The following is a 13,903-nucleotide window of genomic DNA, read 5'->3' on the forward strand; positions in this document are numbered from 1 at the left end:
CGTTAAGGCGAACACCTGGTAGCCCTGATGCGGTCAATAGCCCTCGCGCCAAAAGACCTTGAAAGGGATGAGCCTAAACGCAGATAGTCCTTCAGAATCAGGTTTTCCAGAAAAACGTGGTCATGCGAGACCACCAGCAGTGCCCCCTTGAACTGTCGCAACAACTGCTCCAGCGCCTCGAGCGACGGCAGGTCGAGGTGGTTGTTCGGTTCGTCGAGCAGCAGCAGGTCCAATGGCTGTTCCCGGTACAGCACGGCAGCCAACGCGACCTTGAGCCGTTCGCCGCCACTTAGCAGGGCACCGGGCAGTGCGATGCGTGCCGCATCGATGCCCAGTTGCGCCAGCCGACGATGCAGTTCGTCGCGCTGCAGGCGAGGATTGGCGGCGCGCAGGTGTTCCAGTGCGCTATGTTGCGGTTCCAAGCGGCTGCCGTGCTGGTCGAGCAGGGCCACTTCGCCAGTCAGCCGCAGGCTGCCCGCGCGCGGCGCCAGTTCACCGGCCAGCACCCGCAGCAGGGTGGACTTGCCGCTGCCGTTGTCGCCCACCACCCCCAGTCGCTGGCCCAGGCACAGGCGCAGGTCCAGCGCCGTGGTCGTGCCCCGTGGCAGGTACAACCCTTCCAGGGCCAGCACCTCGCGTCCGGCATGTCGTTGCGGCGTGGGGGCGTGCAGCATGATCGGCACCTCGCGTTCGACCTGACGTGCCGCCTCGCGCACTTGTTCGTCCAGGGTCGCCTTGGCATCCCGCAGCTCGCGGCGCTGGCGCCCGGCGGTGGCCTGGCTGCGCTGTTGCTGGCGGTCGAGCAGAATCTGCGCCTGGTTCGCCTGCCTGGCCTGGCGCCCGGCGCTGGCCTGGTGACGCTCGAGATTCTCGCGCTGACGTTGCAATGCCACGGCCTGGCGTTGACGTTGCTGCTTGAGGCGCAGCAATTCCTGCGCGGCCAGTTCGGCCTGCGCGGTGCTCTGCTGCCGGTAGAAGGCGAAATCGCCGCCATAGGCGCGCAAGCCAAGGGGCGACAGTTCGACGATGCGTGCCATGTGCCCGAGCAGTGCCCGATCGTGACTGATCACCAGCAGGCCCTTGTCCCAGCCCTGGAGCATGTCCAGCAGCATGGCCCTGGCACTGCTGTCCAGGTGGTTGCTTGGCTCGTCGAGGATCAGGTAGTCGGCCTCGCTCAGCCAGGCGCCGAGCAGGGCGACGCGCATGGCCTGGCCGCCGCTCAGGCGATTGGCCGGGCAGTGCGGGTCGAGATGACCCAGGCCATGGCGTTGCAACTGAGCCTGCAATCGCGAGCGGATGTCCCAGCGATCGCCGACTGCGTCGAAGTCCGCCGGGTCGATGCTGCCGCGTTCGATCCGTTCGAGGGCGCGCAGGGTGCCACCGATCCGGGCCAGGTCAGCGAGAGTGGCGCTGTTGGCGAGTACCTGCTGGTCGAGATGATGCACCCGGCCATGGCGCAGGCAGTGGCCCTGGCTGGGCTCGCGCAGGCCGGCCAGCAGTTGCCCGAGCAAGCTCTTGCCCACGCCGTTGCGTCCGACCAGGCCGGTGTGGCGCAGGTCGAAGGATTCGTTGAGGTCAGTGAAAAGTGGCCTGCCATCGGGCAGGACCAGGGTGACGCTGTCCAGCGTCAGGATCGACGAGTTCGTCATGCACAACTCCACTCATGCCGCGACATCCCCGGTGTGAACCGGAGGCTGAAGACTGGCCGTCAGGCTGACGGCGGCATCAATGGCGCATTGGACGAATACCTCGTGGTGTGGAATGGGTGCAAGACTAGTCCAGCAACGCGTTGGAAGGCAACGTTTTCGCCTATGCGCGTCGTCAGCACATGCGCAATCCCCTGTAGGAGCGGCCTTGCCGAGGCGTCGGACCGGCCGGAAAGGGCTGCGTAGCAGCCCCGGCGATTGATGCGTCAACGCTGAAAACCTGGGGCCGCTACGCGCCCCCTTCGCGGCACGAGGCCGCTCCTACAGGGACCGCGCAGGGCTTGAAGGGCTCAGCGCAAACGCCGGTTCCAGTCGCCGCCATGATCGCGCCAGCAGGCTTCTTCGCTGTCGAAGCGCACATGCCAGGCCACATGGTCCAGTTCGATCCCCGCGTCGCTCAGCGCCTGGGCGGTCAGCGCGATCATCCGCGCCTTGTCCGCGCCGGCCAGGGCCCGGGCCTTGTCGGTGTCGTCGGTGAACACCCAGGTGATGCGCAGGCTGGCGGGGAAGTCGTCGAGGTCCACCTGATGGGTGAGCCAGGCGAAACCGACGATCTCGCCCTGGGCGGTGGCGCAGGCCTCGGTCAGGCAGGCGACCATCTCCCGCTCCAGGCGCGCCAGGGCACGCTTGCCGCCGGCCATCAGACGTTGTCGATCTGCTGGCAGAAGCGCAGGCGGTTGCCGAACGGGTCGGCGACCTGCATCTCCAGGCCCCAATCGACTGCCTCGGCGTGCGGTCGCGCATAGCCGTATTGTTTGGCCAGCAGTTCACGCTCCAGGGCCTTGAGGTCCTCGACCCGGGCGAACACTGCCGCGCCCGGCGTGGCGTCGCCGTGGTGCTCGGACAGGTGCAGGATCAGACCGTCGCGGTGGACCTGCATGTACAGCGGCAGGTCCGGGGCGAAGCGGTGTTCCCAGTCGAGCTGGAAACCGAGGAAGTCGAGGTAGAACTCCCGGGCCTTGTCGACCGAGAAGATCCGCAGGATCGGAATGGCAGGGGCGAATTGCATGAGGACGTCCTTGGCTCGAAAAAGGGCAGGGTGGTCACTTTAGCGCACTTCGCCATCGAGGCTGGCACCCGAATTGCGCGCCGGGGCGCAGCCGCTCTGGGCCGCAGCCTTGCGGCATGACTGACGGTTCGAAAGTTTCATCATCGTTCATCTGCGCAGTTGGCCCGCTCCCTGCTATATCCCCTCAGCGAATATTGATCGAGTGGTCAGCCCGGCGTGCCCGCAAGCCCCCGCGCTTGACCCTCAATCCGGCCGCCAGGCCACGGATTTCAGGGGTTCCAGGATGTCGTTGGCGCAACAGATCGACCCACCGCAGGCTGACCCGGGCTGGAGCGCCCATCTGCAGTTGCGCTTCGTCCAGCGCGAGGGCGTGACCCGCCTTGGTGCGCGGCGTCATGTCGGACCTCTTTTGGTGCAGCGGCCGTTCTACCCGGAGGGCGCGCCGTGCCATGTCTATGTGCTGCACCCGCCCGGCGGGATCGTCGCCGGTGACCGCCTGGAGCTGGACATACATCTGGAAACCGGCAGCCACGCCTTGCTGACCATGCCCGGCGCCAGCAAGTTCTACCGCAGCATCGGCCCCACCGCGCGCCTGGCCCAGCGCTTTCACCTCGCCGCCGGCAGCACCCTGGAGTGGCTGCCCCAGGACAGCATCTTCTTCAACGGCGCCCGGGCCTGCCTGGACAGCCGCTTCACCCTCGAGCCCGGTGCCCGCCTGCTGGCCTGGGAGACGCTGTGCCTGGGCCGCCCGGTGATGAGCGAGCGCTTCGAGCAGGGCGCCCTGGACAGCCGATTGCGCATCGAACTGCCCGGCGAGCCCGGCCTGCACGAGCGCCTGCGCATCCAAGGCGGGCACCTGGACAAGCTGGCCGGGCACCCGCTGATCGCCACGTTCTGCGCCGCGCCGGCCGACCAGGCGCTGCTCGACCAGGTGCGCCAGGCCCTCGACGAACTGGCCACGCCCGCCGGCGCGACCCTGCTCGGCCCGCTGCTGGTGATCCGCCTGCTCGACCATGACAACCAACACCTGCAACGTAACCTGCAGCGCCTCTGGCACCTGCTGCGCCCGGCCGTGCTCGGCCTGGCGCCGTGCCCGCCGCGCATCTGGGCCACCTGAAGAGAGCCGCCATGGAGCTGACCCCGCGAGAGAAAGACAAACTGCTGCTGTTCACCGCCGCCTTGCTGGCCGAGCGGCGCCTGGCCCGTGGCCTGAAACTCAACTACCCGGAAGCGGTGGCGCTGATCAGCGCCGCGGTACTCGAAGGCGCCCGCGATGGCCGCACGGTAGCCGAGCTGATGAGCCTGGGGCGCGAGGTGCTGGTGCGCGAACAGGTGATGGCCGGTGTGCCGGAGATGCTGCACGACGTCCAGGTCGAGGCGACCTTTCCCGACGGCACCAAGCTGGTGACCGTGCATGAACCCATCGTTTGAGGAAGCCGGCATGATCCCCGGAGAAGTCCAGGTCGCCGCGGGCGACATCGAGCTCAATCTCGGCCGCCAGACTGTCAGCGTCAGCGTGGCCAACCATGGCGACCGCCCGGTGCAGGTGGGCTCGCACTACCACTTCTATGAAGTCAACGACGCCCTGGTATTCGAGCGCGAGCCGACCCGTGGCTATCGCCTGGACATACCGGCCGGCACCGCGGTGCGCTTCGAGCCGGGGCAGGCGCGCACCGTGCAACTGGTGGCCTATGCCGGCAAGCGCGAGGTGTACGGTTTCCAGGGCAAGGTGATGGGCGCGCTGGAGGGCAGGGCATGAGCCGCATTTCCCGCCAGGCCTACGCCGACATGTTCGGTCCCACCGTCGGCGACCGTGTGCGCCTGGCCGATACCGCGCTGTGGGTGGAGGTGGAGAAGGACTTCACGATCTACGGCGAGGAGGTCAAGTTCGGCGGCGGCAAGGTGATCCGCGACGGCATGGGCCAGGGGCAGATGCTCGCGGCGCAGGCCATGGACCTGGTGCTGACCAACGCACTGATCATCGACCACTGGGGCATCGTCAAGGCCGATATCGGTGTCAAGCACGGGCGTATTGCCGCCATCGGCAAAGCCGGCAACCCCGATGTGCAGCCTGGTGTCACGGTGCCTGTAGGGCCGGGTACCGAGGTGATCGCCGCCGAAGGCAAGATCGTCACCGCCGGCGGCATCGACTCGCATATCCACTTCATCTGCCCGCAGCAGGTGGAAGAGGCGCTGACCAGCGGCGTGACCACGTTCATCGGCGGCGGCACCGGCCCCGCCACCGGCACCAACGCCACTACTTGCACCCCCGGCCCCTGGTACCTGGCGCGCATGCTTCAGGCCGCCGACTGCCTGCCGATCAACATCGGCCTGCTGGGCAAGGGTAACGCCTCGCGGCCCGAGGCCCTGCGCGAGCAGATCGCCGCCGGTGCCGTGGGCCTCAAGCTGCACGAAGACTGGGGCTCGACGCCCGCCGCCATCGACTGCTGCCTGGGGGTGGCCGAGGAGATGGACATCCAGGTGGCGATCCACACCGACACCCTCAACGAGTCGGGCTGCATCGAGGACACCCTGGCCGCCATCGGCGAGCGCACCATCCATACCTTCCACACCGAAGGGGCGGGCGGCGGCCACGCGCCGGACATCATCCGCGCGGCGGGGCAGGCCAATGTGCTGCCGTCCTCGACCAACCCGACGCTGCCCTACACCGTGAACACGGTGGACGAGCACCTGGACATGCTCATGGTCTGCCACCACCTGGACCCGAGCATTGCCGAGGACGTGGCCTTCGCCGAGTCGCGCATCCGCCGCGAGACCATCGCCGCCGAGGATATCCTCCACGACATGGGCGCCTTCGCCATGACCTCCTCCGATTCCCAGGCCATGGGCCGGGTCGGTGAGGTGGTGCTGCGCACCTGGCAGGTGGCGCACCAGATGAAGCTGCGCCGCGGCCCGCTGGCGCCGGACGGCGCCTACAGCGACAACTTCCGGGTCAAGCGCTACATCGCCAAGTACACCATCAACCCGGCATTGACCCACGGCATCGCCCACGAAGTCGGTTCGGTGGAGGTGGGCAAGCTGGCCGACCTGGTGCTGTGGGCGCCGGCATTCTTTGCGGTCAAGCCGGCCCTGGTGCTCAAGGGCGGGATGATCGCCACGGCGCCGATGGGCGATATCAACGGCTCGATCCCGACCCCGCAACCGGTGCACTACCGGCCGATGTTCGGCGCCCTGGGCGCGGCGCGGCATGCCACGCGCATGACCTTCCTGCCCCAGGCCGCCGTGGACCGTGGCCTATCCCATGAACTGAAGCTGCAGAGCCTGATCGGCGTGGCCCATGGCTGCCGGCGGGTGCGCAAGGCCGACATGCTCCACAACACCCTGCAACCGCTGATCGAGGTCGATGCCCAGACCTACCAGGTGCGTGCCGACGGCGAGCTGCTGGTGTGCGAGCCGGCCCACGAGCTGCCGCTGGCGCAGCGCTATTTCCTGTTCTGAAGGAGCGAACATGATTGTCCTTACCCGTCGCATCACCCAGGCCGAGGCCATCACCGGCACCGTCACTCTCAATGTCGACAGCCGCATCAAGAGCCGCCTGCGGGTCACCCTCGACGATGGCCGCGAGGCCGGGTTGATGCTCGAGCGCGGCCATCTGCTGCGTGGCGGCGAATTGCTGGGCGACGCCGAAGGCACTCAAGTGATCCAGGTACTGGCCGCGCCGGAGGCGGTGTCCACGGTGCGCTGCACCGACCCGCACCTGCTGGCCCGCGCCGCCTACCACCTGGGCAACCGCCATGTGCCGCTGCAGATCGAACCGGGCCTGTTGCGCTACCAGCACGACCATGTGCTCGACGACATGCTGCGCGGCCTGGGACTGGAGGTGGTCGCCGAACAGGCGCCGTTCGAGCCCGAGGCCGGTGCCTACCAGAGCGCGCCCCATGGTCATTCCCATGGCCACGCCCATCCGTTCGTACGCCTGCCAGCCCATTCCTGACCTCACCCTGGAGCCCACAATGAAAAAGACTTTCGCCCTGGTACTGCTGATGGTGGCCCTGCCGGCCTTCGCCCACCCCGGCCACGACGCCAACCCGCTGCAGGACGGCCTGCTGCATCCGCTGACCGGGCTCGATCACCTGCTGATGCTGCTCGGCACCGGCGTGCTCGCCGCCCTGACCCGGCGCAACCTGACCTTGCCGCTGGCGACCCTGGCGGCGATGTTCGGCGGCGCGGTGTGCGGCCATCTGTTCGGCGACGTGGTCGGCATGGAGCAGATGATCCTCGGCTCGCTGCTGGTGGCCGCTGCCGCCATGCTGCTGCCGAGCCGCCAGTTGCTGCTGTCGCTGATCATGCCGGTGTTCGCCCTGTTCCACGGCTGGGCCCATGGCGTGGAAGCCACGCCCAGCGCGTTCTGGCAGTTCAGCGTCGGCTTCGTCACGGTCAGCGGCTTGCTGCTGGCTGTAGGCTTCGGTGTCGGCTGCCTGCTGCGCCGCCATGCCGGCCTGCAGAAAGCCTTTGGCGGCGGCCTGCTGGCCGGTGCCGCGCTGGTGCTGGCCGGTTGATGACCAGCGACCTGGCGCTGCTGCGCCTGCTGCAGCTGGCCAGCCCCGGGCTGCCCGTGGGTGGCTTCACCTATTCGCAAGGCCTGGAGTGGGCCGTGGAAGCTGGCTGGGTGAAGGATGCCAAGGGCTTTGCCGCCTGGCAGCGCGAGCAGTTGCACGACACCCTCGGCCATCTCGATTGGCCGCTGCTGGCGCGCCTCTACCGGGCCTGCCAGGCGGACGATGCCGAGGCCTTCGCCCACTGGAGCCTGTTCCTGCTGGCCAACCGCGAGACCGCCGAGTTGCGCCTCGAGGAGCGCCAGCGCGGCAGCGCCCTGGCGCGCCTGCTCGATGGCTGGCAACTGGCGCAGGCTCCGGCCTGGCGCGCCAGCCTCGAACTCAGCCAGCTGGGCGGCATGGCCTGGCTCGGCGCGCATTGGTCGATCCCGTTGCGCCAGCTCGCCCTGGGCCATGGCTTCGCCTGGCTGGAAGGCGCGGTGATGGCAGGGGTGAAGCTGGTGCCGTTCGGCCAGCAGGCCGCCCAGACCTTGCTGCGCGACCTGGGCGAGGCGCTGCCCGCCGTGCTCGACCATGCCCTGGCCCTCGATGACGACCAGCTCGGCGGCGGCCTGCCGCTGCTGGCCATCGCCTCATCGCGTCACGAAACCCAATACACCCGATTGTTCCGTTCCTGAGGACTGCCTAGATGGAAAACTACCAGCAACCCCTGCGCGTCGGTGTCGGCGGCCCGGTCGGTTCCGGCAAGACCGCGCTGCTCGAGTGCCTGTGCAAGGCCATGCGCGACCACTACCAGATCGCCGTGGTGACCAACGACATCTATACCAAGGAAGACCAGCGCATCCTCACCGAGGCCGGGGCCCTGGCGCCCGAGCGCATCGTCGGCGTCGAGACCGGCGGCTGCCCGCACACCGCGATCCGCGAGGACGCCTCGATGAACCTGGCCGCCGTCGAAGATCTGGCGCGCAGGTTCGGCAACCTCGAAGTGATCTTCGTCGAGAGTGGCGGCGACAACCTCAGCGCCACCTTCAGCCCGGAACTGGCCGACCTGACCATCTACGTGATCGACGTCGCCGAGGGCGAGAAGATCCCGCGCAAGGGCGGGCCGGGGATCACCAAGTCGGACTTCCTGGTGATCAACAAGACCGACCTGGCGCCTTATGTCGGTGCTTCGCTGGAAGTGATGGAGCGTGATACCCGGCGCATGCGCCCGGAGCGACCGTGGACCTTCAGCAATCTGAAGAAGGGTGAGGGGTTGCAAGCGGTGATCGACTTCATTGTCGAGCGGGGGATGTTGGAGAAGGATAAGTGATGAAATTGGTGCCTAACTCGGCATTTTCGACATATTTCCTACGGTTTAGGCGTTGATTTCCGGGTTATGGATGGGCCTTTGGTGAAAGTCGTTTCCTGCGACAAGGGATATCGTGTGTCGGACTGATGACAGGGCGGAATGAGAAGTTTCACTTGTCGCGGTTAAACCACACTATTTACTGAAGGAAACTGTTATGAAAATGTTCGCATTTGTCGCTCTGTTGGCCACTGCTGGCTTAGCTCAGGCTCAATCGTCCTGGTTGCCGATGCCGATCGAATGCCCAGAGGGTTACTACCCGACGGCAATGGGATCCTGCCAGCCTGATTTCGACTTCGACTAAGTCAAGTCAGCTGTTTCAATGCGATACCCGCGCCGCTGGGCAGTCATGCTCAGCGGCGCTTTTTTTGCTTGCTGGCCTTTCTCCTGAGCGTGGGCTGCCCACCCTCAAAGCGAATTGTTTCAACTCAGCGCCAATGTCAGCACCATTGGCAGCGTCACGGCGGCGATGATGGTCTGCAGGGCGATGATGGTCGCCATCAGCGGCGCGTTACCACCCATCTGTCGGGCCATCACGTAGGATGACGAGGCGGTGGGCAGGGCCTGGAACAGCACGGCCACCACAGCCGCCTGGCCGCCCAGCCCGAGCAGCCGGCACAATGCCCAGGTGGTCACTGGCATGACCAGGAACTTGAACAGTGCCGAGACTACCAAGGGCTTGGCCTGCTGGCCGATCCGCGCGCCACCCAGTGCTGCGCCAACGCAAAGCAGTCCTAAAGGTAACGCCGCCTGGCCCAGGGCTTTGACCGTGGGCTCCAGGCCTGCTGGCAGGCCCACGCCCGTCAATCGCAGCAATAGCCCCCCGGCACAGCCGATGATCAGCGGGTTGGCAAAGATCGCCTGGAGTACCACGGCCGGCGAGCTGTGGCGTGCGCTGAAGCGAGCGAAGACCAGCACACAGAGCAGGTTGACCAGCGGCACGATGGCGGCGTTGGCCACAGCCGCCAGGGCGATGCCGGCCGTGCCGTAGATACCGGCGGCCAGGGTCGCGCCAATGTAGTTGTTGAAGCGCACGCCACCTTGGAATACCGAGGTGAAATCGGCACCGTCATAATTGGCAACACCCTGGTAGAGCACCAATAACAGGGCGCCAAGCAGCGTCGAGAGCATTAACACGCCCACCATGCCCAGCACCGGCACGCCGTCGAGGTTGGCGGTGGCCAGGCCGTGGAGGAACAGCGACGGCAGCAGCACGTAGTAGCTCAGGCGCTCGGCGCCGGGCCAGAAGGTTTCGGCGAGAAAGCCACGCACTCGCAGCCAGGTACCGAGGGTGATGAGCAGGATGATCGGGACGAGGGTGGTGAGCAGCAGATGAAGCATGGGGGCGGGTCCGTGGTCGGGTACCGTCACAGACTAGCGGAGTGGAGTGAGCAGAAAAAACGGTGTTTTCTTGAGCGACTATTGAGAAAAACTGCACGAACTGAAAATCCGCGCTCCATGACCAATGCGTGACTCATTGATTTAATTTTATCCTGTGGGAGCGGCTTTAGCCGCGAACACCGGCGAAGCCGGTGCCATCCACTGCGTCGCTTGCTTCGCGGCTGAAGCCGCTCCCACAGGGTGCGCGCTGACCGCGCAATCATGGTTCGCGGCGCGACACTGTGATCAGGCCTCCAACGCGGTCCTCAACACTGCACTCAAATGCCGGCGCTGACTCTTCTCATGCTCCAGCAGCACCATACGCCGGATCAGCTGCGGTTCGCCGAAGGGCAGCACGGTGGCTGCTGGCAGCCGCTCGAGGTCGTCGTCGCTCATGGGAATCACCGCCACCCCCAGCCCCATGGCCGCCATACGCGCCAAGGCCTCCTGGCTGTCCAGTTCCATCTGCTCGTTCACCTGCAGCCGCTGACGACGCAGCTCCTGCTCGATCTGCCGACCGGCCCAGGCGCGTTTGTCGAAGCGCAGGAACGGCTGCTCGGCGAGCAGCGTCGGCAGGTTCTGGCCGGCCAGTTCCGGGCTGGCGATGGCCCAGAAGCGGTCCTCGAACAGCGGCGTGTACTGAAGACTCTGCGGGTAGGGGCTGACCGGCTCGGTGGTGATCGCCGCGTCCAGCTCCCCATCCTCGACCCGTCGGGCGAGCTCTGCCGACATGCCCGAAACCACACTGACATGCAGTTCGGGGTGGTGCGCCTTGATCCACACCAGCGCCTTGGGCAGGCGCCGGGCAAGCACGGTATGAATTGCGCCGATGCGCAGACGCCCACGCAAGCTTGGGCCGCTGGCCAGGGTGTCTGCCAGCTCGTCGTAGGCGGCCAGGATGCCTTCGGCACGGACCACTGCGAGTTGGCCAGCCTCGGTCAGCATGACCTGGCGGCGGCTGCGGTCGAACAGGGAGACCTGCAGTTCGACCTCCAGGGTCTTGATATGCAGACTCACCGCCGAGGGGGTCAGGCTCAGCAGGTCGGCGGCGCGGGCGAAGGTGCCGTGGCGAGCGATGGTGACCAGGGTGCGCAAGGCTTTGAGGGACACGCGGGGCAGGCTCCGGTTCGTGGCTTGGCAGGTTGGGCCGTGCAGGAGGGGGGAGGCGGGTACGATACGCGAAAACATGGTTCCACGCTGAAGGCGAGCGTTGGCCTGAGGTCTGATCACGCGAAGGATGCTGGAGGACAAGATTGTGGGAACACTGATGGGCGAAGTCTTGGCTCAGATGGACCGATTTCATTGTCGTACGAGGCGCCCACGGATCAATGTCGGACTGCCGCCGGTCATCATCGGGCTAGCGCTTGGTTCGGTTTGTAGAACAGGAAGTGCGTGGTCTCGGCCGTCTTGCGGTAGGCCTTGGCCCAATCCGGGTTGACGTTGCGGTCGTGAAAATACAGCGCGCCGCCGGTGGGGTCCTTCAACTGCTGGTTGAGGGCCTTGCGGGCAATTTCCTTGGCCACTGCATAGCGTTCCTCTTCTTCCACCTGATCGGGGCGTCCATCGCACCACCAGGAAAACTGGCAGCTCTTGCTCTCTACACCTTGCTTGACCACCGCGCAGATGCTGTCGGGAAAGCCCTCGTGCCCCAGGCGATTGAGCACCACGCTGGCTACCGCACCCATGTCCTGGGCATTGGCACCCTTGGCCTCCCAGTAGATGGTGCGCGCCAGGCAGGTGATGCTGTCATCCATCGGCGACTGGCCCGCCGGGTCGACCGCCTGGACTTCTCCAGGGGTCAGGGTCTCCTGCTTTTTCGGCGGTGGTGCATCCTCGGCCACCTTTTCTTCCAGTACCTGAGCCTTGTCTTCGGCGACCGCGGCTTTCTGGCTGTCAGCGGCGGGGAGGAGGCATGCGAACAGGGCGAGGGACAGGCCGAACAGCATCCACGGTAGGTGCATGGTCGATATTCCTGAGGGTGGGCTGTCTACAGTCTAGCTGCACGGCTTCAACTCAGCGCCCAGGTCGTCCATAGGCCTGGCTGATGCGGTCGATGACCATCGCCAGGGCGACGATCGCCAGCCCCGCCTCGACGCCCTGGCCGACGTTCAGGGTCTGGATCCCGGCCAGCACGTCTTCGCCCAGCCCGCGGGCGCCGATCATCGACGCCACCACCACCATCGACAATGCCATCATCACCGACTGGTTGAGCCCGGCCATGATGCTCGGCAAGGCCAGCGGCAGGGCGATGCGGCGCAAGCGCTGCCAGCGGCTGGCGCCCAGGCCGTGGGCGGCCTGCAGCAGCGACGGGTCGATCTGCGCCAGGCCCAGATCGGTCAGGCGAACCAGCGGCGGCAGGGCATAGATGAGGGTGGCGAACACCGCTGGCACCTTGCCCAGGCCGAACAGCATCAGCACCGGGATCAGGTAGACGAAGGCCGGCAGCGTCTGCATCACGTCGAGCACCGGCAGGATCAGGCGCCGGGCCAGGGGGCGAGTGGCCAGCAGGATGCCCAGCGGCACGCCGACCAGCACGCACAGGCCGGTGCTGACCAGCACCAGGGCGAGGGTCTGCAGCAGCTTGTCCCACAGCCCGAGCATGCCGATCAGCGCCAGCAGCAGCGGCAACACCAACGCCCGTGCCAGGCTGCGGCTGGCGTGCCAGGCCAGCAGCCCGACCAGCAGCAACAGCAGCCACCAGGGCAGTAACCGGAGCAGGTTCTCCAGGCCCACCAGCAGTTGCAGCAGTTGGTCGGAGATGCTGCGCAGGTGATCGCCATAGTGCAGCACCAGCCAGTCGACCAGGCGGTTGACCCAGGCGGCGAAGGAGAATTGCAGGGCTTCGGGGAAACCACCACTCACAGGCCGGCCTCGACCTTGGCGGCGTTTTCGGCGGGCATCCAGGCCTTCCACACAGCGGGGTTGTCGCGCAGGAAGGCGAGGGCGGCCTCGCGGGGCGGCTGGCGGGTTTCGCTCATGCGTGCCAGGGCCTTGTTCAGGGTGGCGATGGGCAGGTCGACCTTTTCGAACACCGCGACCAGCTCGGGGTGGGCGTCACGGAATGCCTTCGACACGCCGATCGAGAGCTTGGCCGGCAACGAGCGGCTGCCTTTCGGGTTGGGGTTGGCGGCATCGGTGAGGGTGGCCCAGGCGGTGGCATCGAACGCCGGTTCCTCCAGGCGAACCAGGTCGTAGCGGCCCATCAGCGGAGTAGGGCTCCAGTAGTAGAACAGTACAGGCTGACCTCGGCGGATCGCCGAGCCGATCTCGGCGTCGAGGGCGGCGCCGGAGCCGCTGCGGAAGTTGTTGTACAGCCCGTCCAGGCCGTAGGCCTTGAGCTTCTGGCTGTTGACGGTCTCGGAGGTCCAGCCGCTGGGGCTGTTGAGGAAGCGGCCTTTGCCGGGTACCTCGGGGTCCTTGAACACTTGGGGGTAGTCTTTGAGGTCGTAGACGCTGCGCAGGTCCGGGGCCAAGGGTTTCAGGTCGCGTGCAGGGTCGCCCTTGATCACGTAGGCCGGCACCCACCAGCCTTCCTCGGCGTTCTTCACCGTGTCGCCCAGGGCGAACACCTGGCCGGCCTGTTCGGCCTTGACCCAGGCGGGGCTGCGTCCGGCCCATTCCTCGGCGATTACTTGCAGGTCGTTGCGCGCCAGGGCCACTTCCATGCTGACGGTACTGCCGGGGAGGGTGTCGGTGGGGTAGCCGTAACCGTGTTCGACGATCAGGCGCAGGATCTCTGTGGTCAGGGCACCGCTTTCCCAGCCGATGGCGCCGAAGTGGATGGGGGCGGGTTGGTCCGCAGCAGCGGCAGAATCGGTGCTGGCCAGGCCGAAGGCGAGGAGCAGGCTGGCCAGAAGGGTGGGGACTTTCTTCATCGGGGCCTCGTCGGTTGCCGGTCCTTGGGTTCGGGCAGAAGTGTAGACGACGAAGTTGCCGGGGCTGC

16 protein-coding genes are annotated in these 13,903 nt (G+C 66.5%); 8 read left to right on the plus strand and 8 right to left on the minus strand.

Translation table 11 applies throughout. The features are described from left to right. Positions 1-2: 2 nt before the first annotated feature. The 3 genes from POF53_RS12560 to POF53_RS12570 form a co-directional block, all read right to left on the minus strand. Positions 3-1,649, minus strand: coding sequence for an ATP-binding cassette domain-containing protein (locus POF53_RS12560; RefSeq protein ID WP_498967941.1), 1,647 nt, complete (start codon positions 1,647-1,649; stop codon positions 3-5). Between the two features lie 347 nt (positions 1,650-1,996). Further along, the gene (locus tag POF53_RS12565; protein ID WP_498967943.1) at positions 1,997-2,347 is read right to left on the minus strand and encodes a hypothetical protein; all 351 of its coding nucleotides are present in this window, start codon (positions 2,345-2,347) and stop codon (positions 1,997-1,999) included. Continuing rightward, complete coding sequence (locus POF53_RS12570) at positions 2,347-2,715, minus strand: glyoxalase superfamily protein (RefSeq protein WP_050706017.1); 369 nt, start codon at positions 2,713-2,715, stop codon at positions 2,347-2,349. Before POF53_RS12570 ends, POF53_RS12565 begins: the two co-directional genes overlap by 1 nt. A 283-nt stretch (positions 2,716-2,998) precedes the next feature. Between POF53_RS12570 and POF53_RS12575 the strand changes: the two genes are divergently transcribed. From POF53_RS12575 to ureG, 8 genes are read left to right on the plus strand one after another with little or no spacing between them, the layout of a single operon-like run. Beyond that, positions 2,999-3,832 carry an urease accessory protein UreD gene (locus POF53_RS12575; RefSeq protein WP_498967946.1) on the plus strand — a complete coding sequence of 278 codons (834 nt, stop codon included), beginning with the start codon at positions 2,999-3,001 and terminating at the stop codon, positions 3,830-3,832. 11 nt (positions 3,833-3,843) lie between these two features. Then, complete coding sequence (locus POF53_RS12580) at positions 3,844-4,146, plus strand: urease subunit gamma (RefSeq protein WP_038706005.1); 303 nt, start codon at positions 3,844-3,846, stop codon at positions 4,144-4,146. A 10-nt stretch (positions 4,147-4,156) separates the two neighbouring features. Then, entirely contained in the window at positions 4,157-4,474 is a 318-nt protein-coding gene (locus tag POF53_RS12585) for an urease subunit beta (protein WP_232855380.1), read from the plus strand. Next, positions 4,471-6,174 (plus strand): urease subunit alpha, encoded by a 1,704-nt coding sequence (ureC, locus tag POF53_RS12590; protein ID WP_234561022.1) that lies wholly within the window; start codon positions 4,471-4,473, stop codon positions 6,172-6,174. The genes POF53_RS12585 and ureC overlap by 4 nt, the downstream gene beginning before the upstream one ends. Positions 6,175-6,184: 10 nt before the next feature. After that, complete coding sequence (ureE, locus tag POF53_RS12595) at positions 6,185-6,670, plus strand: urease accessory protein UreE (protein WP_234561021.1); 486 nt, start codon at positions 6,185-6,187, stop codon at positions 6,668-6,670. A 19-nt stretch (positions 6,671-6,689) separates the two neighbouring features. Then, positions 6,690-7,235 (plus strand): HupE/UreJ family protein, encoded by a 546-nt coding sequence (locus tag POF53_RS12600; protein ID WP_232855211.1) that lies wholly within the window; start codon positions 6,690-6,692, stop codon positions 7,233-7,235. After that, on the plus strand, positions 7,235-7,909 hold the full coding sequence (locus tag POF53_RS12605) for an urease accessory protein UreF (RefSeq protein ID WP_203646820.1): 675 nt from the start codon (positions 7,235-7,237) through the stop codon (positions 7,907-7,909). The genes POF53_RS12600 and POF53_RS12605 overlap by 1 nt, the downstream gene beginning before the upstream one ends. A gap of 11 nt (positions 7,910-7,920) precedes the next feature. Beyond that, the gene (ureG, locus tag POF53_RS12610; RefSeq protein WP_203646818.1) at positions 7,921-8,544 is read left to right on the plus strand and encodes an urease accessory protein UreG; all 624 of its coding nucleotides are present in this window, start codon (positions 7,921-7,923) and stop codon (positions 8,542-8,544) included. Between the two features lie 459 nt (positions 8,545-9,003). Here the strand turns inward: ureG and POF53_RS12615 are convergent, their stop codons facing one another. The 5 genes from POF53_RS12615 to POF53_RS12635 form a co-directional block, all read right to left on the minus strand. After that, the gene (locus tag POF53_RS12615) at positions 9,004-9,921 is read right to left on the minus strand and encodes an AEC family transporter (protein ID WP_234561018.1); all 918 of its coding nucleotides are present in this window, start codon (positions 9,919-9,921) and stop codon (positions 9,004-9,006) included. Positions 9,922-10,206: 285 nt separating this feature from the next. Beyond that, complete coding sequence (locus POF53_RS12620) at positions 10,207-11,070, minus strand: LysR family transcriptional regulator (protein WP_203646814.1); 864 nt, start codon at positions 11,068-11,070, stop codon at positions 10,207-10,209. Positions 11,071-11,309: 239 nt separating this feature from the next. Beyond that, complete coding sequence (locus POF53_RS12625; protein ID WP_498967951.1) at positions 11,310-11,921, minus strand: cell wall hydrolase; 612 nt, start codon at positions 11,919-11,921, stop codon at positions 11,310-11,312. Between the two features lie 52 nt (positions 11,922-11,973). Then, the gene (locus tag POF53_RS12630) at positions 11,974-12,822 is read right to left on the minus strand and encodes an ABC transporter permease (RefSeq protein WP_198745492.1); all 849 of its coding nucleotides are present in this window, start codon (positions 12,820-12,822) and stop codon (positions 11,974-11,976) included. Next, a complete protein-coding gene (locus POF53_RS12635) occupies positions 12,819-13,835 on the minus strand; it encodes an ABC transporter substrate-binding protein (protein WP_475858416.1) in 1,017 nt (338 codons plus the stop codon). The genes POF53_RS12630 and POF53_RS12635 overlap by 4 nt, the downstream gene beginning before the upstream one ends. Positions 13,836-13,903: the final 68 nt, after the last annotated feature.

This window comes from Mitsuaria sp. RG, assembly GCF_028369275.1.
GTDB classification, from domain to species: domain Bacteria; phylum Pseudomonadota; class Gammaproteobacteria; order Pseudomonadales; family Pseudomonadaceae; genus Aquipseudomonas; species Aquipseudomonas peradeniyensis.

Bases quoted from the DNA above. Each gene is read 5' to 3' on its own strand.
- POF53_RS12560 (WP_498967941.1), bottom strand. From the start codon at position 1,649: ATGACGAACTCGTCGATCCTGACGCTGGACAGCGTCACCCTGGTCCTG.
- POF53_RS12565 (WP_498967943.1), bottom strand. From the start codon at position 2,347: ATGGCCGGCGGCAAGCGTGCCCTGGCGCGCCTGGAGCGGGAGATGGTC.
- POF53_RS12570 (WP_050706017.1), bottom strand. From the start codon at position 2,715: ATGCAATTCGCCCCTGCCATTCCGATCCTGCGGATCTTCTCGGTCGAC.
- POF53_RS12575 (WP_498967946.1), top strand. From the start codon at position 2,999: ATGTCGTTGGCGCAACAGATCGACCCACCGCAGGCTGACCCGGGCTGG.
- POF53_RS12580 (WP_038706005.1), top strand. From the start codon at position 3,844: ATGGAGCTGACCCCGCGAGAGAAAGACAAACTGCTGCTGTTCACCGCC.
- POF53_RS12585 (WP_232855380.1), top strand. From the start codon at position 4,157: ATGATCCCCGGAGAAGTCCAGGTCGCCGCGGGCGACATCGAGCTCAAT.
- ureC (WP_234561022.1), top strand. From the start codon at position 4,471: ATGAGCCGCATTTCCCGCCAGGCCTACGCCGACATGTTCGGTCCCACC.
- ureE (WP_234561021.1), top strand. From the start codon at position 6,185: ATGATTGTCCTTACCCGTCGCATCACCCAGGCCGAGGCCATCACCGGC.
- POF53_RS12600 (WP_232855211.1), top strand. From the start codon at position 6,690: ATGAAAAAGACTTTCGCCCTGGTACTGCTGATGGTGGCCCTGCCGGCC.
- POF53_RS12605 (WP_203646820.1), top strand. From the start codon at position 7,235: ATGACCAGCGACCTGGCGCTGCTGCGCCTGCTGCAGCTGGCCAGCCCC.
- ureG (WP_203646818.1), top strand. From the start codon at position 7,921: ATGGAAAACTACCAGCAACCCCTGCGCGTCGGTGTCGGCGGCCCGGTC.
- POF53_RS12615 (WP_234561018.1), bottom strand. From the start codon at position 9,921: ATGCTTCATCTGCTGCTCACCACCCTCGTCCCGATCATCCTGCTCATC.
- POF53_RS12625 (WP_498967951.1), bottom strand. From the start codon at position 11,921: ATGCACCTACCGTGGATGCTGTTCGGCCTGTCCCTCGCCCTGTTCGCA.
- POF53_RS12635 (WP_475858416.1), bottom strand. From the start codon at position 13,835: ATGAAGAAAGTCCCCACCCTTCTGGCCAGCCTGCTCCTCGCCTTCGGC.